This is a genomic window from Candidatus Marithrix sp. Canyon 246 (assembly GCF_001723685.1).
Classification (GTDB): domain Bacteria; phylum Pseudomonadota; class Gammaproteobacteria; order Beggiatoales; family Beggiatoaceae; genus Marithrix.
This window is the reverse complement of sequence record NZ_MCBX01000001.1, coordinates 237,051-260,046: the sequence shown is the minus strand read 5'-3', so window position 1 is coordinate 260,046 and position 22,996 is coordinate 237,051. Positions and strand designations below refer to the sequence as shown.

Here is a 22,996-nt window from a genome sequence, read left to right as displayed (position 1 = left end):
AATATGAGGAAAGGCTTTTTTTAGTAAGTCTTCATCTTTCACACCCATAACACTAAGTGCTTTAGCAGTGGTAGTTACACCCTGCCAATTACTATAGTTATAATGAAGTTGCCCCATACGTTTTAATATCATTACTTTTTTGTTTTGACTAATTGTAGGTTTAGCGAGTAACTTTTGATAATCAGCAATAGCGGTATGATAATTTTGGGGTTTCAATAAATATAATAGCCCACCTATAATAACTAGGCTGGCTACAACTAGTATCGTATTTACACGATATGAACGGTATTTACCAGTAGAGTGCTTCATTTGTTAATTTCCACAAAATTCCTGTTTCGTTAGCGATTTTTTGTAATTCTTTACGTTCTGTAAGGGATAAATTTTCAGCATAGTCGATTGCAAGTATCATTTGCTTATCATTGTTAAAGCGTTGCACCCAAGCATTTAACCAATCCATATCTGACTGGTTTCTTCTAACAAACTTATTGCCTTGTTTGCCAAAAAAGTAGGATTCGATTAAAACGCCATCGACTATATCTTTGATATGAGGATAGAGTGTAAAGCCTCTATTAATAATCATACCTTCAGGTAATTTGGCTTTAATATGTTGTAATATTTGTTTAGCTTTTTGTTTATATAACTCACAATTGTCATTATTTAGCTGACAAAGTGTTTCAATACCATCAACTGTATCAATAAAAACTTTGTTAAAACCTTGTTTTTTGATCCATGCGATTTCTTGATCTATCAATTTTTGCCAAGCTGGATGGCTAATATCGACTAAAAAAGATGACCATGTTTTGTTGTATTGCATAAATACATCTTTAGGAAAATCTTTGAAATTAATGGAACTTTTGCTAAGTTCAGTCAGAGAAATATAAGCATAGGCTTTATCTCTATTTCCACGCACTTTGGCGTAAGGGGATAAAATAATGAAATCAATATCACTAGGAATGAATATTTTTTCTGAATAATCAATAGAAAATTTATTGTATTTGACTTCTTGCGTATCACAGCCTAATATCATTAATAATATTAATGGTTGAATTAAATATTTTAAGTGTTTCATTTAAATTCCTACTCTACTTATAAAAATTCACATTATAAACTAATAATATTACCTAAGATCAAAATTCATTCCAAAAAAAGATTTGACTAAATAAAAATTATTTTGTAGAATATATCTCGTGGTTATTTCCTCACTCTCATTATGAGAACCATAAAGAAGTTACCAGTTTGATGTAAAACTGTGTAACTTCGTCTATCTCCCCCCCCCACCACCCCATTTAAAATTTCAATGAAATCCCTTTGACTGATATGATTCCATTAGAAAAAATTATTGTGCTTAACCAAGTGCCTTTATTTTCTTCTCTGAAAATTGAGGATATTCATAAAATTTCCACTATTACTACTAAAGAAACCTATGAAGATGGGCATATATTATTTCATGAAGGTGATATTGGTGATAGTTTGTTTATTGTTGTTTCTGGCAAAGTGAAAATTATAAAACAAGGTGTAGATCAACCAATCGCAATTTTAAATGAGAATGATTTTCTTGGAGAATTATCTCTGTTTGATGCTGAAACTCGCACTGCAACTGCCTGTTGTCATGGAGAATGCACTTTTTTAGTTATTGAGCATGACGATATTGAACAATTAGCACATGAATTTCCAGAAATTGCATTTGGCTTTATTAAGGTGTTAATTAGCCGTATGCGTAATATGCTTGCAAAATCATCATAAATAATAATTATGCGTAATGAAAAAAAGGCAATATTCTACTTTTTTTTAGTGTTACTATTTTTTTCTTTAGGTTCTAGTATTGCCCGTAGTATTGCTATGACTTTATTAATGGAAAAATTAGGCGGTGATGTATTACCTCATATGTTTATTCTGATAGATTTAAGTATTATGCTTACTTCTATGACTTACGCTAAATCGACTCAAAAATTTAGCGGCTTAAAAATTCTCGGCTTCTTTTTTATATTAACTAGTTTATTTGCCATTTTTGTACAAGTATTGTTATATTTCAATCATGTGCAAAATTGGATATATGGGTTTTTTTTCGTTGGTTATTTCTTTTTTTATACGATCATTCTTATACATGTAAGTAGTGTAACAGCATCATATTTCACCGCAATACAAGCTAAACGTGTAATGTTTCTTATTAATGCTGGTATTCCGATTGGCACAATTTTAGGTGGTATTAGTTTAATAATTTTATTAAATATATATAAGTTTCAAACAGATAACTTAGTTATAATTTTGGCTATAACTTCTCTGATGTCATTTGGCATATTATATTTTATAAAAAATACTTTAAATCCTGTGCGCACCAGCAACAATGTCTTAAAACGTAATCAAAGCTCTATAGCAATTAAATACATCGTTAATTCGCGACTTATGATTTATATGTCTTTGAGTTTATTATTGTTTGTAGTTATTAGTAAACTTTTAGAATACCATTATCAAACTGTAATTTATATAGAAGTTTTTCCAGATACTAGGCAACGCGCAACTTTTTTTGCAATTTATGATATTTTTGCAAGTATGGTATGGCTATTGCTTCAAGTATTTTTTACCTCACGTCTTATTATGATATTTGGTGTAGGTGCAAGTAATATAGTTTATCCAATGCTCTCAGCTATCATAGCTTTAAGCTTATTTGTCTATTTTTATTTAGATACTATTGGGCTAATGCAAGGCAGTTTGGTAATGATGTTAAGTTTAGGGATAATTACGCAGTTTATTAATCAGGAAATGCGTTGGGCTTTACGTAGCCCAGCTACTAATTTGTTATTTAACGCGATTCCATCTCATCTTTGGGGAAGTAATAAGGCGTTTTTAAATGGTTTAATGTTTCCATTATCAACATTTATTGCTAGCAGTTTTTTAATTTTAATAACTGGTTTTGAAAGTTATATATTACCTTTAACTGTTTTAATACTTTCTATATTGGCTATTATGATCGCGATTCCACAATGGCGAGCTTATGACAAGGGTATGTTTAATCTATTAAGCAGACAATTATTTAGTAATCGTTCCGAGCTTATTAGATTAAATAAGAATTTTAAATCTGCACTTCAAATAAAATTAAAAAGTTCTATATCTTCTCATGTCATAGCGGCATTAGAAATGATTAGGGTATTAAAACTCAGTCAATTCGTAAATCAAATAGGTAATTTGTTATTAAAAACACCGCGTTTTGAAATAAAACAGCATTGTATTAATGCCTTAACGGTATTGCCAGTTTCTAATTCTAATATAAATTATTTGGTTGAAGCATTGCAAAGGGAACAAGATGCTAAAGTAATTCCATTAATTTTAAAAAATCTAGCAAAGTTTAAAAACTTCAATTTTAACCATACAATTGCCAAATTTTTAACACATCCTGAACCCGCAGTATTTGTTGAGGCGTGTTTATGTTTATATCATCATCCTAAATTTTTAGATAAAAAATCAATAGAAATACAAATTATTAAGCGTCTAAAAAAGGCTAAATCTCCTGATATTACACTGTATTTATATGCTTTAGGAGAATTATGTAATCCGCGTTATAGTCATGCGATGTTACCATTTCTCAATCATCCAAAACCTGAAGTTAATTTAGCGGCATTAAAAGCATTAATTCGTATGCAAAATGGTCAACTTGAATTTCATAAATTTCGTTTACTGAGAGCATTAGATTCTCCTGAGAAAACAACAAAGCTTGTAGCTTTAAAGGCTTTAAACTCTTGTGAATCTTTACCAGATTGGTCAGCTATTATTAATTTATTAGCTGCAAGAGATAGAAGTTTAGTTAATGAAAGTAAAAATTTATTAAAACATAAATTAAATTTATCAAAGCAAAGTTTAATAAATAAATTATTTACAGAAAAAATATCAGCACAGCAAAGATTTGAGATTTTATCTCTGGTTTTTTTATTTCTGAATGAGAAACAACGTTCTGATTTGGTGCAAGCTGCTGATGAGGCATTAAACAATTTTTTATTCATTCATGCCTTATTGCAACAACATAAATTATTAATATATGGTAATAAAACACATGATTTGATAACAAAAATCTTGCATGAAATTGCTGAGGAATATTTATTACATGTATTAACTGTAATTACATTTGCAGCTAAAGAAAATATGGAATTTTTTCAGAGAGTAAGTCGAGGCTTGTTATCAGAAAATCGCGCTAATCAAGGAAATGCTTTGGAAGTGTTATCGAATGCTGGTGAAAAATATTTAGTTAATCGTGTATTAAAGTGTTTTGAAGAAGGGTTTAATAAACAATTTAATATAGGTAATTATGAGGCACAATTATTTACTTTAGATAATTCTATGCTTAATGAATGTTTGCTTTATAATCAAACACAAAGCTAGAAAAAAAACCTGACAGGTTTTTAAAACCTGTCAGGTTTATTTAAGCTAAATATTAAATATCTTTATGACGATGTTCATCTATGCATTTTTTTACATCATATGCTTTAGGTATTCCATCAATCTTAATTTCGGCTTCAACTGTGGCAGTGCCTGATATATCTATCGTGCCTGTTCCTAAAATTCTTTGCAATAAGGTTTGCTGAATTTGTACACTTCTAATATCAGATACAAATACTTCATGTATATTCTTAGATAGAATACCTTCTCTTAGAGTCAATCTTTTTTCAGTAATTGTTAATCTAGTGTTAATTACTGTTATCCACCAACTTACAAAAATAGTTAATCCAATTATTCCAGTTATCATTCCAACTATGATATAAAAGGTATTTCCTTGATTAAACCATATTATAAAGCTATAAATACCTATAATCATAGCGATAATACATGCAAGATATGAAATTGGGCGATTTAATACCATAGATGGTACAGAATCATATAATATTTTTTCTTCACTCATTTTTTATTATTCCTGTGTTAAATTATCCATAGATATTGTATCTATTTTTTTTAAGATTAGCAAAGCATATAAATCATAATCGGATAATTTTAATAAATTTTCAAACGCTTGTTGCTGTTTTTTTGATGCCTTGTCATAATTTTGTTCAAGGTATTGCGTTAATAATACATCCAATTCTTTCATGCCGCGTCGGCAACGCCATTTTAATTTCATTATAATATAATTATTTTGCAGGAAAATACATAATGTTTAAAGTATTAAATATACTGATATTATATATAATAATAACAAATATCTGTTATGGCAAAGCTGATGTTACATATTACGCTTTTACTATGTATAAGCCAAAAGGTGAAAATTGGCAATTTTTATCAGATACTACCAATAAGTTAGAAGTAGGTTCTTATCGTTTTCAATTGGTATCTACCCAATCAGATGAACAATGGTTTGCTTTACGAGGTGAATTTGAATTTATTACTGATGTAAAAGGCGGAGTCAAGCTTAAATCTGTTCATAATTTAGATGAAATTAATCAAATTGATCATCAAAATCCGCAGAATTTTAGTCTTTGGTTGCCAAATGATTCCAAAAATAATTGGAATAAAAGTGGGCGAAAACGAGTACAAATCTTAATTAATCAAATGAATAAAAGCTTAAAAGGTGATCCTGAGCCTAATTTTCTGCGGTTTTTAATTAGGAAAAAGCAATTTGAAGAATCTTGGCAAACTGATGGTATTAATTATCGTATTTATAGACTACATTATTTAAAAAAAGATGCTTTCAATCAAACAGAAAAAATACAAATTGTATCGCGTTTTATTAATCCAAGTGTTGCTATCAATAATAACATTGAATTATTCAATCAATGGATAAGTCAAAATGATGATTTTAGTTTGGCGCGGTATCTTGGGAAAGCAGACGCTTTACATAAACTGTTTTTTCAAGATTTTAAATTTTGGTTAAATTATATATTTGAGATTCCTACCACCGAAACTGAGCTTATAGAAGAAGATGAGAGTAGTATTCTGAATTGGTTATGGATATTGCTTGGCATTGTTATAGTTGTGATTATTGCTATTATTACTTGGAAGTATTTGCCTAAAATTATTAAAGACAATTTTGAAACGGCAAAGATCAATTCATATAGTCAGATGTCAAAAAATGAGATTAGATCCTTAATTAAAACCGAATTAAAACAAATTCGTGCTGATATTACAACAGATATAGAAGGTAAAGGTAGTGAAATTATTAGGGATATTGTCAGTGAATATTTCAATAAGCATGTTCCAAACATTATATATCAAAATGCAGGAGTTTTATTAGAAACTAAAGAAGCAAAAGCAATAATTAGAAATGAAGTTCAGCGTTATATACAACAAGAATTTAAAGATTGGGAACAAAGATTAAATACCTATGCTGATGAATATTGGGAAAAATTTATTAAAGAAAAAACTACTGAGATAGAAGCTGAAGTTACTGAAAACAAAGATTAAAAACCTGTAGGGTGGGTAGATAAACCCACCATTAATGTTTATTAATCTAAATGATATTCAACATAAGATTGAGCGCGTAATTGTAACAACCAATTTTGTAATTCTTCATTAATTTTGCGTTGACGAATTTGTTTAGCGGCACGAGTTCGTAAGGCTTGTTCAGTATTATCATGTTTACGACGATCTAATACTTGTAGAATATGCCAGCCATAGCGTGACTTAAATGCTTCACTAACTTTATTTTTAGATAAAGCATTCATTATTTCCTCAAATTCTGCCACTAAATCACCCGGGCTTACCCAACCTAATGCACCACCATTTATACTGCTAGTGGTATCTTTAGAACTACTACGAGCTAATTTGGCAAAATCTTCACCTTGTTGAATACGATATTTCAATCTATTTAAACGATTTTTGGCTTGCCTATCTGAAATAAGCGCATTAGTTTTAATTAAAATATGCCGCGCTTTAGTTTGAGTAATGACACTTTGGGCACTATTACGTTTATTAAGCAACTTAATTATATGAAAACCACTCTCATCTGATAATGGTCCATTAATATCTCCAATAGCCATATTATTAATAACTTTATTAAACAGTCTTGGTAATTCACCCGGTTTCAACCAACCTAAATCACCACCTTCAAGTGCTTGGCGACTATCTGAAACTGCTACCGCAGTAGCTTCAAAATCTGCACCGTTTTTCAGTTTCTTAGTAACGCTTTCAGCTTTTTGTTTTTTAATTTCAATCTCTTGAAGAGAAGGTGCTTCTGGTAATGCAATTAAAATATGTTGAATATGATATTCAGTGCTTATATTACCTTGTTGAATTTGATTAGCTAAAAAATTATCAATTTCACGTGGTCTAATTTTTATTCGACTAACAATTTGTCGTTGTTGCAAACGTTTAATAACCATTTCTTGACGTAACTGTTCTCGTATTGCACGGTAATTATAACCTTCAGCTTCTAATTGCTGACGAAAACTATTTAAGCTTAAACCTTTTTGAGCGGCAACTTGACGTAATTGAGCATTTACCAGATTATTATTTATTTTTATACCAGTATTTTTTGCTACTTGTAATTGCAAAATATCTAAAATCATACGATCTAAAATTTGTTTCTCCAAATAACGGCGCGGTGGCATTTTTTTGCCCTTTGATTTTTGCCGCAATTTTTGTTCAAACTGATTTACTCGTATTTGTAAACTACTGTTTATAATGACATCATCATTTACCACCGCAACAATATAATCAAGTATTTCTATCTCAGCGATAGCTACTGGTGTAAGCAATAAATTCAGAATAACTAAATAAAAACTATTTTTTATATATTTCATATCTTTAAAAATCATCATAAAAACCCGGAACACTTTCTTGTAAGAAAATACCACTTTTCTTACCAATTTTACCTAAACCGGTTAACTGTAATTGAAGAAAAAATCCATTGTAATAACCAAAACCATCAATGTTATTTAAATAGCGTCGCGTAATAGCACGTAATGCCCAGCAACAACTACGATACTCTATACCTGCAAAAGATTCTAAAGTTTTTTCATCTGGTAATGAGTAATTAACACGCCCTAATAGATTCCAACGTGATCCTAATGACCATATAAAAGAAGTATCAGTTTGATCTAAAACATTATCACGAAAACGATAAGAAAAATTTAAAATATGTTCATTATCACGATTATATTGTAATCTCCAGACACTGTATTCTGTGTTCTGAGTGTTAGGATTCCAACGAAAAGTTGACGAAACGCGCCAATCTTTAGCAAATTCTGACGCTAATTCCATTACAACGCTAGAAGTATCTTCTAATGGTAATGCATAATTAGGCAGACTAACACGTCTCTCATTTAAATAACGATATTGCCCAATACTAAATCTTAAATGTTCTAAACCAGTTTCGCTATTTAATAAACGTGAACTTATACCCACACTAATTCTATGCCCATCCTCAATTCGATCTGGTCCACTTAAATTTTCCTCACGAAATAACTGTAAATAAGACAATTCAAATGCTGCGGTATCAAAAATAGGAATATCAGATTGATCACGATAAGGTGCATAACGATAAAAAACTCTTGGTTCTAAAGTTTGTATCATATTTTGACCAAATAAATTTAACGGGCGTTCAAAAAATAAACCAGCATCAGTAGAAGTAGTAAATAACATACGATTATAAGTAGCCGCTTCATCATTTGGTTCAGTATGATCTAAATCATAATGTGTATAACGCCAAGCTACAGTAGGTATTATAAAAGCACCCGGTGTGCGCCAAGGATAACTAAAGATAGATTTAAAATCTATACGATTACCTATAGCCCCTTTTATTACCTCAGTATCACGATCAAATCGTACTAATTCAGCTTTCATTCCGATATTTAGTCGTCGATTATATTCTGGCAACATCGTTTGAAGCATCAACTGTGGTAAACGTTGATAAGGGCGAGCGGCAGGATTTGGATCTAAGACTTGAAACTTTTGCACTCTGCCTAAACCCATCCAACCATTACCAGAATAATATAAATCAGCGCGTTGTTCTAAATGAGTAATACTAGCAATTGTTATATTGCTACCTAATTCTTCAAAATAACGTTGATCAGAAACATGATTAATAAAAATATTGGTAGAAAAACGATCCGTAATTGCACCATTATGTAAAAAGGCGATAGAACCCCGTTGCTTTTGTAAAGACAAATCATAAGGAATATATTCTATTTCTAATTTGCCTTCAGTTTTTTCAGTTACATAACGCAATTCATTATTTAATAAAAAACCCCGCCTAGACATAATTCTAGGAGTAACAGTTAAATCATAATTAGGGGCTAAATTTATATAATATGGAATATTAAATTCAGTGCCAGTTTCATCTGAATTACCAATTTGAGGAAATAAAAAGCCTGATTTACGTTTATCAGTCAGAGGAAAAGAAATATAAGGAGTATAGAATACTGGAACACCTAAAATGCGTAACTTAACATCACGAGCAATACCTATTTCTTTGGCTTGATCTAAGATTATTTTACGCCCCTCCATACGCCAAATTTCCTTTTGAGGATCACAAGTAGTATAAGTAGCTTTTTCTAAACGAACTATATTTTTAGATACTTGAGTTAATTTTTTGGCATAACCGCGTGCGCGTCGAGTTAATAACCAATAAGTAGCTAAATCCATTTCAGCTTGATCATTAGGGCGTAATTGTGCTTTATCACCTTGAATAATAAAATCTTTATTCCAAAAAGTAAAATTACTTTTGGTATCAACAATTTCATTATTGGTATTATAAATAACAGTATTAGCGTTTAAGGTTTGATCTTGACGTTGTACTACAACATTGCCACTGAAGGTAGAAATGCCGGTTTTTTCTTGATATATTGCATCATTTGCAAATACTTGAATATTATCACCTGTAACAGGAGATGCATTAGGAGGGTGAGGAGCAAGTTCAGTTAAAGGTTTACAAATAGCAAACTGGTTACTATTACTTGCTGCTATAACATTAGAACTAAAAAAAATTAAGATTAATAGGTTTATTAAATATATCACTATAACAATATGTAAAAAAATTATACGACTTTATATTATCTCATATTTTTTACATAAAACCATAACGTTCTAAATTACGTGCTACATCACTGATAGTACGTTTACAGGCAATAAAGGGTATATTTTGTTTTTTAGCCTGCTTTCTAAAATTCCGCATAACATTATGACCCACAAAATCTGTGAATAAAATCATTACTTTAGCGTGAGACATGCTTACCATATTTCCTGCTTGAGCTTTAGGTGAACGCCCTGTAATATGCTTTAAAACTGATAAACCACATTCATCAAGTAAGTTTTCTATATTACCTAAACGATCTGCACCAATAACAATTGCCATTTCTTTATTCTCCATTTTTTTTTAAAACATTATAGTGGAAATGATTCTCATTTGCAATTATAATGTCAATTTATTTTTATGGAAATAAAGCATATTACACGCCATAATTTAATTAGACTCAACCCAGCGCATTTTATCAGTCAGAGTTTCTTGCTTCCAAAATGGTGCGTTATGTTTTAATTCTTCAATTAAAAATCGGCAAGCATCAAAAGCCGGCGCACGATGCCCAGCCCAAGCAGCAACTAATACAATAGTGTCAGATATTTGTATTTCACCAACTCGATGAATAATTAAAGTATCGAGAATATCCCAACGCTGCATTGCAGTTTTACTAATTTTTAGTAAATACTTTTCAGTCATACCGGGATAATGTTCTAAGTACATTTTCTGCACCGTATCACCTTGATTATAATCGCGCATAGTACCAACAAAGTTAGCTAAGGCACCATATTTTCCATGTTCTAAGGCAGTATATTCATAATCTTGTAAACATGCCCACGGATTAAATTGTGTAGCAGAAACTTCAACTTTCATATTAGCCGCCAGTAACAGGAGGAAAAAAAGCTACTTCATCACCTGCATTTACAATCGCATCTTTATCTGCATATTCTTGATTGATTGCAATTAGCAAATTGGCTGTTAATGGATTATCTAACTCCATTTCGATTTGACTTTGCCCAATTTGGGTACGTAAACTGGCAAAAAATTTTATTTTTATTTTCATAGTGCCATTTATTCTATATAATAAATTACAAATTAGCTTTTCTATATTGTGTTGCCTAAAATTAATTTAAACTCTGAAATGGCTAAAAGAAAGTTGATAAACTTGAAGATAATGAAAATATCGAATTCATTTATGGTGCTATTACCTTGGGTGATATAAATATTCATAGTCATACGATTCCAGAAGATACAGGAGAAGTATTTTCTATTTTAATGGGAATTGTAAATGATTATAGAGAATATTGAAATTGATTAATTAGTGTTTTATTTTATAGCGTATTCTCTGTCGCTAAAGGCGATTTGTTGACCGTTTTCAATATTTGTAACTGATTAATTAATATTTGTTTTTTATTAGAATCTAATGGATTGTTATCAATTACTTCTGATGTACGATTGCCCCATGCAGAATAAAGATAGTCTAAATGCTTTGCTAAGGATTGATTAGATGATAGTTGTTCAATTAGGCTTGCCCGTTTATCTGAATTTACTGCCGAAGGTTTCCTTTTTATCAGTTGTAACAAGTTAATAGGTTCCAGTGCAAATTTAAGTAAGGTATCTTGAGATTCTTCTTGTAAGGCACCATTCTCGTATTTGCTTAGAGTTCTTTCTTTCCAACCTAGCAGGCTATTGAGTTCTTGTTGAGTTAATCCATATTGTTCACGCCAATTGCGGATTTCTTCAGGTTGTAATAAGTTATGACAACGGCGATATTCACGATAAGCTTCATCTAAGACATCATGTCCAAGACTACTGGTAAATGCTTGTCCGCAGTTAGGGCATTGGTAAAATTCTTTGGTAGCAGGGATAGATTCGCCACGCACCGTAATTATTACCTCTTCCTTCTGTGGCTGTAATTCTTCTTCATAGTCACAGTTAAAACAAAATTCTTGCATAAATAACCTATTTTTATTGATTAACGATAGGGATAAGATAAGGGATGTGTAGCTTCATGAAAAGAAATACATTCAGCACGTTTTCTTTTCTTTTTCTCAGTAATTGTTAATTTAATATAAACATTATAGTCATCAATATTTTGTCCGAAAGACCAAGCATCAGAATGAGCTTCATCATGTATTGGTCCTTCATAATAATCCTTAGCGGTCAAATGAAGTAAAATATCATTAGTAACAACTAATTCAGTTAACTCAAGCATATTCATCATACTCATATTTTCTGGTCGTTGCCAAAATCTTACACCATTTGTTCTAGCAAGATTTTTAAATTCAAAAAGAAATTGTTCTATTTGAGTTAATGTTGTTACGTGGTTAATCGTTTTCATGAAGTGCAACGGTATTACAGAGATAAATGTGTTACTTCTTCCATATACTAATAAATAAAATTAAATTTTAGTGATACCAAAAAGGAGGTGACAGTTTACATACTTTTTTTATCCATTGCAAGATTTTTTTTATTAAAAGGACTGAAAAAAGCAAAAATAAATGAATTAGAAATAGCGACTCACTGCTAATTTAGAGATTCTACGAAGATGCGTTTATATAACAACAATTGCCATAATTTAATTAAACTCAACCCAGCGCATTTTATAATTCAGAATTTCTTGTTTCCAAAATGGTGCGTTATGTTTTAATAAAGTATCCAAAATATCCCAACGCTGCATTGCAGTTTTACTAATTTTTAGTAAATACTTTTCAGTCATACCGGGATAATGTTCTAAGTACATTTTCTGCACCGTATCACCTTGATTATAATCACGCATAGTACCAACAAAATTAGCTAAGGCACCATATTTTCCATGTTCTAAGGCAGTAGATTCATAATCTTGTAAACATGCCCACGGATTAAATTGTGTAGCAGAAACTTCAACTTTCATATTAGCCGCCAGTAACAGGAGGAAAAAAAGCTACTTCATCACCTGCTTTTACAATCGCATCTTTATTTGCATATTCTTGATTGATTGCAATTAGCAAATTGGCTGGTAATGGGGTTTTATTAGACACTTGTGTCCAAATTTGTGCCGCTGATAATGGATTATCTAACTCCATTTCGATTTGACTTTGCCCAATTTGGGTACGTAAACTGGCAAAAAATTTTATTTTAATTTTCATGGGTTAGTTAGTAATAATATAAATGTACTTCAAAATTTTATCACACAAAAGTCAGAATTTCTTGTTACAAAATTAGACCCTTTTCAACATTCAACTCAAATTCAATAGGAAATAGAGGAAACATTATCAATGATGTTGAAAATTAAAGATTTGAATCAATAAAGGGTAAATAATTTGCAGAACTAAAACACTCTTTTCAAGCAACAGCTCAAAATATGATTCGTAAACAATTAAAAACTTCCAAACGTTGGGTAATTAAAATTGGCAGTGCATTATTAACTAATGATGGGCGTGGCTTAGATAAAGCCGCTATTCAAACTTGGGTGGAACAAATCGCTGATTTACATCAGACAGGCGCAGAAATTATATTAGTTTCTTCGGGTGCTGTTGCTGAAGGTATGACGCGCTTAAATTGGACAAAACGCCCTGATGCTTTACATTATTTGCAAGCGGCTGCCGCTGTTGGGCAAATGGGTATGGTACAAAATTATGAGTCTTGTTTTAAAAAATATTCTATCAATACTGCACAAGTTTTATTAACTCATGATGATTTGTCTAATAGACAGCGATATTTAAATGCTCGTAGCACTTTACGCGCTTTATTAGATTTTAAGATATTACCAATTATCAATGAAAATGATACTGTAACTACAGAAGAAATTCGTTTTGGTGATAATGATACTTTAGCCGCTTTAGTAGCGAATCTGATAGAGGCAGATATATTGGTTTTATTAACAGATCAGAAAGGCTTGTATGAATCTGATCCACGTGTAAATCCAAATGCAAAATTAATTCAACAAGCTGATGCTAATGATCCTAAATTAAAAAAGATGGCAAGTGCTAAAGGAGGTAATTTAGGTAGTGGTGGCATGTTTACAAAACTAAGAGCGGCAAAATTAGCTGCTCGCTCAGGAGCAGCTACAGTCATTGCATCAGGGCGTGTTCCAAATGTATTAGCAAAAATTTTTGAAGGAGAAGGAACTGTACTCCTTCCCAACCAAGCTCCGATTGCAGCACGCAAACAATGGTTGGCATCCCATTTAAAAATGAAAGGGCGTTTATATTTAGATCAGGGAGCGGTAAAGGCGTTATCTGATTCAGGTAAAAGTTTATTAGCAGTAGGTATCACTAAAGTAGAGGGTAAATTTTCACGAGGAGACATGGTAGCTTGCTTAACAGCCAATGGAGAAGAAATAGCCCGTGGTTTAGTTAATTATAATCATAAAGAAACTAACAAAATTTTAGGTTGTTCTAGTCATGAAATAGAAAATATATTAAATTATATTGATGAACCAGAAGTTATTCATAGAGATAATTTGGTGTTAATATAACCCAATTCTTTAAAACAAGTTGCCAGTTGTGATGAAACCGCTGGTAATTCAATTTCAATACAGCTAAATTCACGCCGCACTGGGTAGTTTTTTCTTAATTTATCGAATTCACTGGTTCTACGGCGTAACTCTGCATCATCACGGCGCACGTCATAAGATTCCATTACTGCTGTATGTATATCTGAAACATATAAGCGACTTGGGCTGGGCATGTCTGCTTGCCAAGTTGGTGACTTTTTAAAGAAATTACAGGCTGCTTTATAAAGCATTTCAGTTGCACGCACTTTGCCATCAAAGCTATAACCTGCAATATGTGGTGTCGCTAAAGCTGCTCTTTGTAATAAGCTTTGATTAATATTAGGTTCTGCTTGCCAAACGTCTAAAATTACTTGCATATTGGGGCAAGTTGTTAAGCGTTTTAATAAGGCATTTTCATCTACAACATCACCACGCGATGTATTTATTAATATGACATCATTTCGTAATGAGGCTAAAAACTGTTCATTAACTAGTTGATAAGTAGGATGATCTCCGTCTTTAGACAAGGGGACATGTAAACTAATAATATCTGCTGCTAGCACATTTTCTAAATCATCAATCTTACCTAATGGTGGGTCATAGACAAAACAAGTCATACCTAAAGCAGTTAATTTTTTTAGTACCCTAGAGCCTACATTACCACAACCAATAATACCTACAGTTTTATCAGACAATTGAAAACCTTGCCGTTCTGCCATAATCAATAAAGCACTAACAACATATTCAGCCGCGCTGGTGGCATTACTTCCGGGCGCACTGGCAAAACCAATTGCTTGTTGTTGTAAATAATTTAAATCAATATGATCTAAACCAATGGTAGCGGTACCAACAAAACGTATAGAACTGGCTGCTAATAATTGGGCATTAATCTTAGTTACTGAGCGTACTAATAAGATTTCTGCATTATTCAAGTCAGCGGCTGTTAAATTTCGTCCAACAATAGTACGAACTTCGCCGAATTCAGCAAAAGCTTGGTGGACATATGGTATATTTTCATCTGCTATTATTTGCATATATAGATATTAATTGTCCTCGATGAGCAATATTTTTTTGAGCTAAAGTCTTAACATTTAAGATTTGAAATTGTTTACTTACCCAAATGTGATCAATATCAAATAAAGGCAAAAACCCGGGCCATGTTCCACGCCAAATCATACCCATTTTACTTGCTAATTGATAACCTCCAGCCATTGAATAATATGAATCAAAACCAATGCTATTACTTAGTGCATTGAAATCTCCTACTATAAAATCAACAGCTTCGCCCTTTTTGTATTTATCAATTACTATTTGTTCAATATCTTTTAATATATATTTACGCAGCCGTTTTAAATAACTATTTCCATCTATTAATAAAAATCTGAAATTTTTATTATTAACTGTAACCACTATTGAAAAGCCGACTCCATCTCTAATTGTAATGAAATGTTCAAATTTTAATGGCCATGATGATATTATTGCTAATCCAGTATATTTTGTATCAAAGAATGTAAACATATTGTTACCAATTGTTTTCAGTTCTGTTAACCAAGTTTGAATTTGAGGAGGATCAGTTAAAACTATAATATCAGGCTTATGCTGATAGAGTTGATCGCGAATTGCTGGCCATTCTCCCCTTGTGGCTGGGTTTTTTAAATTGATTTTCTCGTCATTTAATAAACCAGCCCATTTAATATTCCAATGTAGCAAGCTAATAGTTTGATTAGCAGTTGCTTGTATTTGAGTAGTAGTTATTCCTCCTAGCATAGAAATAGTTCCCCAGATAGTTAGAACTAAGCCAATAACAGTTAAACTAAATCTTTTAGGTAAAGCAAATCCTTTTTGATATAAATCTACAAGAATTGTCCATAAACCTAATGGTAATAATGGAATATACATCATAAAGGCTAATAGAATCGTTTGATCACGTAAAATATGTCCAATTAGAGAGAGTAAAATTATTATTAGTGTGATGATTGTTAGCAGCATAAAGTAATAGAAATTATGATGATAATAGGATAAAATTATCAGTATGATATGGGGGGGGGGAGAAAGGGGGAAATTGGCGGAGAAAGTGGGATTCGAACCCACGGAAGGATATTATCCTTCAACGGTTTTCAAGACCGCCGCCTTCAACCAGCTCAGCCATCTCTCCAAGATTATTTTTTAATTATATTGTAAAATGAGTTTGAACGCAAGCATTTTTGTTATGGAGAAAATTTATTATGAAATTAAAATTAATTATATTTGTAAGTTTATTGAATGGATGTACTACAAATCCACCAATAATGTCAAAGCCCATTATACCTGCAATTTCAACCCAAAAAGTTGATACTAATGAAGTTTTATATAAGCAAGCAGTAGCTGCTTATGATGATGAAGATTTTGCTGCTGCTTTTAAACTATTTCAACAAGCCGCTACAAAAAATCATATTAAAGCACAGATTAAATTGGCTAGTATGTATTATGATGGTAAGGGTGTTGATCGTAATTCTACTTTAAGCGCGTATTGGTATAAGCAAGCGGCTAAGCAAGGTGATATGGTAGCTCAATCTTTTCTTGCTGCTTTATATCGTTTTGGTAGCGGTGTTAATAAGGATGTAAACAAAGCTGTATATTGGTATGGTCAATCTGCTAGGCAAGGTAATGTAGAAGCTCAATTAGCTTTAGGTATGATGCACTATAACGGAACAGAAATTGCTAAAAACGTCTCGAAAGCTAAAAAATTGTTATCACTTGCTGCTCAACAGGGCAATGCTGATGCTAAACGAGTTTTGCAAAAAATTCATAATCAATAAAGGCAATACAATGATTAAAAATATTTCCCTAATAATAGTATTATTATTTCCTTTTCATGTGCAGAGTTCAGATTTATCTGAAACAGCATCATTAAGAGACAAGATTCCAATAAATGCATTCGCATATATGCGTATTCCTAATCCTTGGGCAATGTTTAGTTCATCTAAAGATACTATATTAAAAGGTGCATTGGCAAATGAGGAACATATAAAACAAGTTCAAAAATTAAAAGCTGCTATATCTGCTAATATCATAGAGCAACAGAAATTATTTCATCCTGTATTTAGAATTTTAAATAATCATTTATTATCACCAATAGAAGCAGTGGTTTTAGCACCTGAAAATAATGCTTCTATGATATTTTCCAATATATTGTTATCAGCCAAATTAAATATTGATTCAATTGATGCAATCAATCAAATGTTGGAGCAATTTGCGGCTAGAACACCTAAATTAAGCATAGCAACTAAAATCTCAGCAGATGGAGATGGTATTTTAATGATCAAGGGTATGCCACCGCTATTTGTTCATTATGATCTGAGTAATACAACTTTATATATCATGGCTGGAATGACTGCTAATAATCAACAGTTAAAACAAACCATTTCAGGATTAACAACGACTCAAGAACATTCTATGTATGATGTAGAAAATAGAATTGATAGTGGGCATAAAGGTTATTTTACATGGATTAATTTAGAAAAAATTCTATCATTTGTTAAAACCACAATGCCTCCAAAAAAATTATCGTCATTAGAAAAGCTAGGTATATTTGAGGCTAAAGCTTTAGCATGGGGTTGGGGTGTTAGAGATAGTAAGTCTCGTTTGACATTATTAGTTGATATTCCAAAAGCTGGTTATGGTAAATTATTACCTACAATCTCTAATGAATTTTCTGTAACTGCTGCTGGTAAACCTAGTACTGTTTTGTCTTTATCTTTGCCTTTATTGGAATCTTTACAAACAATTGAAGAAATTTTAACTAAAGAAAATAATGCTAAAAGGCAAAAACAATATCAAAAATTTAAACAACAGTTTCAAACTGATATGGGTTTTTCCATTGAAGATGTTGCTCAAGCTTTTGGTGGCTCAGAAATGATATTTTTTATAGATGAAATTGCACCATTTATGGCTGTCAAGGTTGGTGATCAAAGCAAATTAGATAAGATTCTAAAAATTATTCAAGAAAAACATAAGTATGTTTACGTACAAAGAGAGATTAACAATAAAACTTATCACCATCTAAAAACTCCTATCTTATCTTTTTTGGATAAAAAAGATGGTATCGAAGGTTTTATATTTGAAAAATTATCAAAATTAAAAACTCATTATTTTTGGACACAAGAAAATGATTATTTAATCTTTGCTCAAATACCACAATTTTTGCTAGATAGACATAAATATAAAACTAAAATGCAAATCAAAGATTGGCTAAAAAATGAACAACATCAAGATAGTAAGTCTTCTTTATTTTTAGCATCAACTCAAATTAGTGGTAGCCCGGGTATGATTTATTATGTTTATTTGCACATATTAAATATGATGTCAGATATATATGGTGGTGAAATTGATTTATTTAAGTTGCCATCTGCAATGGATTTGAATTTGCCAAAACAGGGTACTTATGGGTTTCAAATGGATTTTTCTGATTCAGGTTTTGCTGTTGAATTGACTGTTGAAAATAATCCATTTGATTTTATGTTTACTTATGATATGAGTTATATAGCAATGGTAGGTGTGGCTAGTGCTGTTATTGCACCATTATTGCTGAATAAAGTCAAACAAGCAAAAAAAGCACAATAAATTTAACTTTGTAATTGTTTAATCACTGGCTGCGTATCAGGTTTTACACCGCGCCATAAATAAAACGATTCTGCCGCTTGTTCAACTAACATTCCTAATCCATCTAGTACTTTAATTGCCCCTTGTTGTTGCGCCCATTGCATAAATAAGGTGGCGGTTTTGGCATACATCATATCGTAACACCAAGCTCCTTCTGCTAATAAGCCATCTGCTAAAGGCGGTAATGCGCCTTGTAAACTGGCTGAAGTGCCATTTATTATTAAGTCGAAACTGTGATTTTTTAATCCCTCATAAGATGATGCAATAATTTTATGGTCAAATAGTTGGGCTAATTGCTCGGCTTTAGCAACTGTTCTATTTGCTATTACGCATTGAGCTGGAGCTGCCGCTAATATTGGTTCTAATACGCCTCGCACTGCACCGCCAGCACCTAGTATTAAAACGCGCTGTTGTGCAATTTTAGCTTTATGGTTTATGGTTAAATCGCGTACTAAGCCGATACCATCAGTATTTTCGCCGATTAAATGTCCTTGTTGATCAAAGTATATTGTATTTACAGCTCCTGCTTTTTCAGCGCGTTTACTACGAATATCTACTAATTCCCACGCTTGTTGTTTAAACGGTACAGTTATATTTAAACCTTTGCCGCCATTTTTTTTGAATTCACTTACTGCCTCTGTAAAATTATTTACTAGTAAAGCATCATATTGTATGTTTTGTCCAGTTTGCTTGGCAAAAGCGGTGTGAATCATAGGTGATTTACTGTGAGCAATGGGATTACCCATAACAGCATAATGGTCAAATTTTAAGCTCATAATCAATGTTACCCTTGAAATATATCGTTATATCGCAAAATTATTGGTTTTTAATGTCCCTTTATCTACATATATTATATATTATGGAAAGACAAAATAGTTTCAGCTATGAAGAATTATTGCAATGTGGTCGTGGTGAGATGTTTGGACCGGGTAATGCTCAATTGCCTATGCCTCCAATGTTAATGTTTGATCGTATTGTAAGTATAACTGAAAAAGGTGGCAATGCAGATAAAGGTCAGATTATTGCTGAATTAGATGTAAATCCTGATCTTTGGTTTTTTGATTGTCATTTTCCCGGTGATCCAGTCATGCCCGGTTGTTTAGGTTTAGATGCAATGTGGCAATTAATTGGGTTCTTTTTAGGCTGGTTAGGTGGTCCGGGACGGGGACGAGCATTAGGTTCTGGTGAAGTTAAATTTACTGGACAAGTCACACCTAAAAATCATAAGATAATATATCGTATTGATATGCAAAGAGTTATCATGCGCAGATTGGTAATGGGTATTGGTAATGGAGTGATGGAAGTTGATGGACGAGAAATTTACGCAGCCAAAGATTTACGTGTGGGTTTATTCACTTCCACTGAGAATTTTTAAGAGGGTTAAACCGTGAAACGTGTTGTAATTACAGGGCTTGGAATTGTATCTAGTATTGGCAATAACAAGCAGGAAGTTTTAGAATCTTTGCGTCAAGGGCGTTCAGGTATTAAGTTTAATCAAGAATATGCTGATTTAGGTTTTCGTTCTCATGTTGATGGTAATATAGAGATTGATCTTAAAGAGTTAATTCATAGAAAAGTCAAGCGTTTTATGGGGGATGCAGCAGCTTATAATTATATTGCTATGCGTGATGCAATTAGTGATGCTGATCTTTCTGAAAATGATGTTTCTAATCCACGTACTGGTTTGATTACTGGTTCTGGTGGTGCTTCTTCTGCTAATATTGTAGATGCGGCTGATTTATTACGTAACAAGGGTTTGAGAAAAGTAGGACCTTATATGGTGCCTCGTACTATGGGCAGTACTACTTCTGCTTGCTTGGCAACTCCGTTTAAAATCAAAGGTATAAATTATTCTATTAGTTCTGCCTGTTCTACTAGTGCCCATTGTATAGGTAATGGTTATGAACAAATTCAAATGGGTAAACAGGATATTGTTTTTGCTGGTGGTGGTGAAGAGTTGCATTGGAGTTTGAGTGTGCTGTTTGATGCTATGGGGGCTTTATCTTCTAAATATAATGAGACTCCTGAAACAGCTTCGCGCCCTTATGATGCTACTCGTGATGGGTTTGTGATTTCTGGTGGCGGAGGTGTGGTAGTTTTAGAAGAATTAGACCATGCTTTAGCGCGAGGTGCCAAAATTTATGCAGAAGTGGTTGGTTATGGGGCTACTTCTGATGGTTATGATATGGTGCAACCTTCTGGTGAAGGGGCGGTTCGTTGTATGCAACAGGCTTTGGCAACTGTAGATGCTCCAGTTGATTATTTAAATACTCATGGAACTAGTACACCTGTTGGTGATATAAGAGAATTAGAGGCGATTAAACAAACCTTTACTGATAAGGTTCCATATATTAGTGCTACTAAATCATTAACTGGTCATGCTTTAGGAGCGGCAGGGGTTAATGAGGCGATTTATAGCTTATTAATGATGGAAAATAATTTTGTAGCAGCATCTGCTAATATATCTGAATTGGATCCTGAAGCTGAAGGAATGCCAATTGTACGTGAACGTATGGATGATGTGACACTGAATACTATAATGTCTAATAGTTTTGGTTTTGGTGGTACTAATGCTAGTTTGATTATGCAGAAATATACTGGATGATTTTAGACCTGTCAGGTTTTCAAAACCTGACAGGTCTATTTCAGAATAAATAATGTCTTCAAATAATTCTTTGCTTAATTCTGATGGGATGTTGGTAAATATATTTTGTTTTTGCATTCGGTGTTTTTTATATTTTTAATTTACAAATCATCCAAAATGATTTAGAATGAAGGCTTTTTATCATATTAATGGAGAACAAATGTGTAAATATTGCAGGGCAATATTAAAGCTATGGTTGTATGTATTAGTTATCAACCTAGCCAATATAACCGTTGCCTATTCAGACCAATCTAATACCTATAAATTATTTACGGAATTAGAATTGAAATCCACAGAAACTGAACTGGAAATCAATCAGAACTGGGAACGTCGGATTGAAGGAGAATTCTTGGGTGTTGATGATATATCAATTAAATATGTCTCAATCCTCAATGAGAATGAAAAAGGGGCGATTGTTATCTCCAGTGGACGTACTGAAAGTTACATTAAGTACAAAGAGTTTATCTATGATCTTGGTAAACAGGGTTACTCGGTTTACATTCATGATCATCGCGGGCAAGGTTTTTCCGGTCGAATGACAAAAAACCCCGAAATGGGTCATGTTTGGGATTTTGATGATTACATAGAAGACTTAAAAACATTTTATACTAGCGTAGTGACTCAAAGGGAACACAAAAAGACATTTCTACTCGCTCATTCCATGGGAGGTGCAATAGCGGCTTTATATATAGAAAGGTATCCCAATGATTTTGATGCTGCCGCTTTATCATCTCCAATGCTTGAACCCTCAACTAAGATATTCTACTCAGATAAGCTGGTATGTGGTCTAGTTGGAATCACCAGTAGAATCAGAAATTTCTTTATCTGGGCTTTTGGATGGGAACCTAGATATGTTGGCGTTAAAGATGCCCCTTACCGCAATATTCCTTTTCAGAACGAGAAAGGAGAGAAAGAACACGAACTGACTCAGAGTCAGATCAGATATAAAATCTTCCGAGATTTATATGAGGCTAACCCAACCGTTAAATTAGGCAAAGCAACAAACCATTGGGTGTCTTATGCTTGTGATGCGGCAAAAGAAGCGCGAGACAACGCTGATAAAGTCACCATACCTGTTTTGGTTTTACAAGCGAGTCAAGATACATCAGTCACCGCAAAGGGTCAAAATGAATTTTGTAAAAACCTAAAAGCTGGGGGTAAAAATGAATGTGATGGCAGCCACCCATATGTCATAGAAGGAGCCTTTCATGAGTTGTTTATAGAAACAGACAAATACAGAAAGCCCGCTCTTACAAGAATATTTGATTTTTTCAATCGGCAATAACTAGCCAATTAGTTTTAA

The 22,996-nt window shown here is 32.5% G+C and carries 25 protein-coding genes and 1 tRNA gene; 9 read left to right on the top strand and 17 right to left on the bottom strand.

Going from position 1 to position 22,996, the window contains the following annotated elements:
- A partial coding sequence (locus BHU68_RS01300) for a hypothetical protein (protein ID WP_141700065.1) occupies nucleotides 1–309 on the bottom strand: 309 nt, incomplete at its 3' end.
- Nucleotides 290–1,069 (bottom strand): endo alpha-1,4 polygalactosaminidase, encoded by a 780-nt coding sequence (locus BHU68_RS01295; RefSeq protein ID WP_069469868.1) that lies wholly within the window; start codon nucleotides 1,067–1,069, stop codon nucleotides 290–292. The genes BHU68_RS01295 and BHU68_RS01300, both read right to left, overlap by 20 nt.
- Nucleotides 1,070–1,317: 248 nt before the next feature.
- Here BHU68_RS01295 and BHU68_RS01290 point away from each other — a divergent pair, with 248 nt between their 5' ends.
- A complete protein-coding gene (locus BHU68_RS01290; protein ID WP_141700064.1) occupies nucleotides 1,318–1,743 on the top strand; it encodes a Crp/Fnr family transcriptional regulator in 426 nt (141 codons plus the stop codon).
- Between the two features lie 9 nt (nucleotides 1,744–1,752).
- Nucleotides 1,753–4,371 (top strand): hypothetical protein, encoded by a 2,619-nt coding sequence (locus BHU68_RS01285; protein WP_069469870.1) that lies wholly within the window; start codon nucleotides 1,753–1,755, stop codon nucleotides 4,369–4,371.
- Nucleotides 4,372–4,423: 52 nt separating this feature from the next.
- On the opposite strand, the gene BHU68_RS01280 is transcribed toward BHU68_RS01285, so the two are convergent.
- Nucleotides 4,424–4,888: a PH domain-containing protein gene (locus tag BHU68_RS01280; RefSeq protein ID WP_069469871.1), complete on the bottom strand. Its 465-nt coding sequence runs from the start codon at nucleotides 4,886–4,888 to the stop codon at nucleotides 4,424–4,426.
- Between the two features lie 6 nt (nucleotides 4,889–4,894).
- A complete protein-coding gene (locus BHU68_RS01275) occupies nucleotides 4,895–5,101 on the bottom strand; it encodes an FAD assembly factor SdhE (RefSeq protein ID WP_069469872.1) in 207 nt (68 codons plus the stop codon).
- A gap of 32 nt (nucleotides 5,102–5,133) precedes the next feature.
- Here BHU68_RS01275 and BHU68_RS01270 point away from each other — a divergent pair, with 32 nt between their 5' ends.
- On the top strand, nucleotides 5,134–6,381 hold the full coding sequence (locus BHU68_RS01270) for a hypothetical protein (protein ID WP_069469873.1): 1,248 nt from the start codon (nucleotides 5,134–5,136) through the stop codon (nucleotides 6,379–6,381).
- Between the two features lie 41 nt (nucleotides 6,382–6,422).
- Here BHU68_RS01270 and BHU68_RS01265 read toward each other — a convergent pair whose 3' ends face one another.
- The 9 genes from BHU68_RS01265 to moaD all read right to left on the bottom strand — a co-directional run bounded on the left by BHU68_RS01265 (nucleotide 6,423) and on the right by moaD (nucleotide 13,059).
- Nucleotides 6,423–7,718 (bottom strand): peptidylprolyl isomerase, encoded by a 1,296-nt coding sequence (locus tag BHU68_RS01265; RefSeq protein WP_069470054.1) that lies wholly within the window; start codon nucleotides 7,716–7,718, stop codon nucleotides 6,423–6,425.
- 4 nt (nucleotides 7,719–7,722) lie between these two features.
- Nucleotides 7,723–9,933: an LPS-assembly protein LptD gene (locus BHU68_RS01260; protein WP_069469874.1), complete on the bottom strand. Its 2,211-nt coding sequence runs from the start codon at nucleotides 9,931–9,933 to the stop codon at nucleotides 7,723–7,725.
- Between the two features lie 49 nt (nucleotides 9,934–9,982).
- Nucleotides 9,983–10,285, bottom strand: a complete 303-nt coding sequence (locus BHU68_RS01255) for a DUF2325 domain-containing protein (RefSeq protein ID WP_069469875.1) — start codon at nucleotides 10,283–10,285, stop codon at nucleotides 9,983–9,985.
- Nucleotides 10,286–10,378: 93 nt separating this feature from the next.
- A complete protein-coding gene (locus BHU68_RS01250) occupies nucleotides 10,379–10,804 on the bottom strand; it encodes a molybdenum cofactor biosynthesis protein MoaE (RefSeq protein ID WP_069469876.1) in 426 nt (141 codons plus the stop codon).
- A gap of 1 nt (nucleotide 10,805) precedes the next feature.
- Nucleotides 10,806–10,994, bottom strand: coding sequence for a MoaD/ThiS family protein (locus BHU68_RS01245; RefSeq protein ID WP_069469877.1), 189 nt, complete (start codon nucleotides 10,992–10,994; stop codon nucleotides 10,806–10,808).
- A gap of 268 nt (nucleotides 10,995–11,262) precedes the next feature.
- Nucleotides 11,263–11,886, bottom strand: a complete 624-nt coding sequence (locus BHU68_RS01240) for a type II TA system antitoxin MqsA family protein (protein ID WP_069469878.1) — start codon at nucleotides 11,884–11,886, stop codon at nucleotides 11,263–11,265.
- A gap of 20 nt (nucleotides 11,887–11,906) precedes the next feature.
- The gene (locus tag BHU68_RS01235; protein WP_069469879.1) at nucleotides 11,907–12,272 is read right to left on the bottom strand and encodes a type II toxin-antitoxin system MqsR family toxin; all 366 of its coding nucleotides are present in this window, start codon (nucleotides 12,270–12,272) and stop codon (nucleotides 11,907–11,909) included.
- A gap of 237 nt (nucleotides 12,273–12,509) precedes the next feature.
- Nucleotides 12,510–12,824 (bottom strand): molybdenum cofactor biosynthesis protein MoaE, encoded by a 315-nt coding sequence (locus BHU68_RS01230; protein WP_083234924.1) that lies wholly within the window; start codon nucleotides 12,822–12,824, stop codon nucleotides 12,510–12,512.
- Between the two features lies 1 nt (nucleotide 12,825).
- Nucleotides 12,826–13,059 (bottom strand): molybdopterin converting factor subunit 1, encoded by a 234-nt coding sequence (gene moaD, locus BHU68_RS01225; protein ID WP_069469881.1) that lies wholly within the window; start codon nucleotides 13,057–13,059, stop codon nucleotides 12,826–12,828.
- Nucleotides 13,060–13,274: 215 nt separating this feature from the next.
- Between moaD and proB the strand changes: the two genes are divergently transcribed.
- A complete protein-coding gene (gene proB, locus BHU68_RS01220) occupies nucleotides 13,275–14,390 on the top strand; it encodes a glutamate 5-kinase (protein ID WP_069469882.1) in 1,116 nt (371 codons plus the stop codon).
- Here the strand turns inward: proB and BHU68_RS01215 are convergent.
- The 3 genes from BHU68_RS01215 to BHU68_RS01205 all read right to left on the bottom strand — a co-directional run bounded on the left by BHU68_RS01215 (nucleotide 14,363) and on the right by BHU68_RS01205 (nucleotide 16,563).
- Nucleotides 14,363–15,442 carry a 4-phosphoerythronate dehydrogenase gene (locus BHU68_RS01215; protein ID WP_069469883.1) on the bottom strand — a complete coding sequence of 360 codons (1,080 nt, stop codon included), beginning with the start codon at nucleotides 15,440–15,442 and terminating at the stop codon, nucleotides 14,363–14,365. The two genes, proB and BHU68_RS01215, sit on opposite strands and share 28 nt — an antisense overlap.
- Nucleotides 15,423–16,397 carry an endonuclease/exonuclease/phosphatase family protein gene (locus BHU68_RS01210; protein WP_141698850.1) on the bottom strand — a complete coding sequence of 325 codons (975 nt, stop codon included), beginning with the start codon at nucleotides 16,395–16,397 and terminating at the stop codon, nucleotides 15,423–15,425. The genes BHU68_RS01215 and BHU68_RS01210 overlap by 20 nt, the downstream gene beginning before the upstream one ends.
- 74 nt (nucleotides 16,398–16,471) lie before the next feature.
- Nucleotides 16,472–16,563: transfer RNA gene (locus BHU68_RS01205), tRNA-Ser, on the bottom strand.
- A 70-nt stretch (nucleotides 16,564–16,633) separates the two neighbouring features.
- Between BHU68_RS01205 and BHU68_RS01200 the strand changes: the two genes are divergently transcribed.
- Both BHU68_RS01200 and BHU68_RS01195 read left to right on the top strand, forming a co-directional pair.
- Nucleotides 16,634–17,206, top strand: a complete 573-nt coding sequence (locus BHU68_RS01200; protein WP_069469885.1) for a tetratricopeptide repeat protein — start codon at nucleotides 16,634–16,636, stop codon at nucleotides 17,204–17,206.
- Nucleotides 17,207–17,216: 10 nt separating this feature from the next.
- Nucleotides 17,217–19,010 carry a hypothetical protein gene (locus BHU68_RS01195; RefSeq protein ID WP_069469886.1) on the top strand — a complete coding sequence of 598 codons (1,794 nt, stop codon included), beginning with the start codon at nucleotides 17,217–17,219 and terminating at the stop codon, nucleotides 19,008–19,010.
- A 2-nt stretch (nucleotides 19,011–19,012) separates the two neighbouring features.
- Here BHU68_RS01195 and aroE read toward each other — a convergent pair whose 3' ends face one another.
- Complete coding sequence (aroE, locus tag BHU68_RS01190; protein WP_069469887.1) at nucleotides 19,013–19,825, bottom strand: shikimate dehydrogenase; 813 nt, start codon at nucleotides 19,823–19,825, stop codon at nucleotides 19,013–19,015.
- Between the two features lie 83 nt (nucleotides 19,826–19,908).
- On the opposite strand from aroE, the gene fabA reads away from it, so the two are divergent.
- The 3 genes from fabA (at nucleotide 19,909) to BHU68_RS01175 (ending at nucleotide 22,978) form a co-directional block, all read left to right on the top strand.
- A complete protein-coding gene (gene fabA, locus BHU68_RS01185; protein WP_069469888.1) occupies nucleotides 19,909–20,424 on the top strand; it encodes a 3-hydroxyacyl-[acyl-carrier-protein] dehydratase FabA in 516 nt (171 codons plus the stop codon).
- A gap of 12 nt (nucleotides 20,425–20,436) precedes the next feature.
- Complete coding sequence (gene fabB / locus BHU68_RS01180) at nucleotides 20,437–21,654, top strand: beta-ketoacyl-ACP synthase I (RefSeq protein ID WP_069469889.1); 1,218 nt, start codon at nucleotides 20,437–20,439, stop codon at nucleotides 21,652–21,654.
- Between the two features lie 166 nt (nucleotides 21,655–21,820).
- The gene (locus tag BHU68_RS01175) at nucleotides 21,821–22,978 is read left to right on the top strand and encodes an alpha/beta fold hydrolase (RefSeq protein ID WP_083234252.1); all 1,158 of its coding nucleotides are present in this window, start codon (nucleotides 21,821–21,823) and stop codon (nucleotides 22,976–22,978) included.
- Nucleotides 22,979–22,996: the final 18 nt, after the last annotated feature.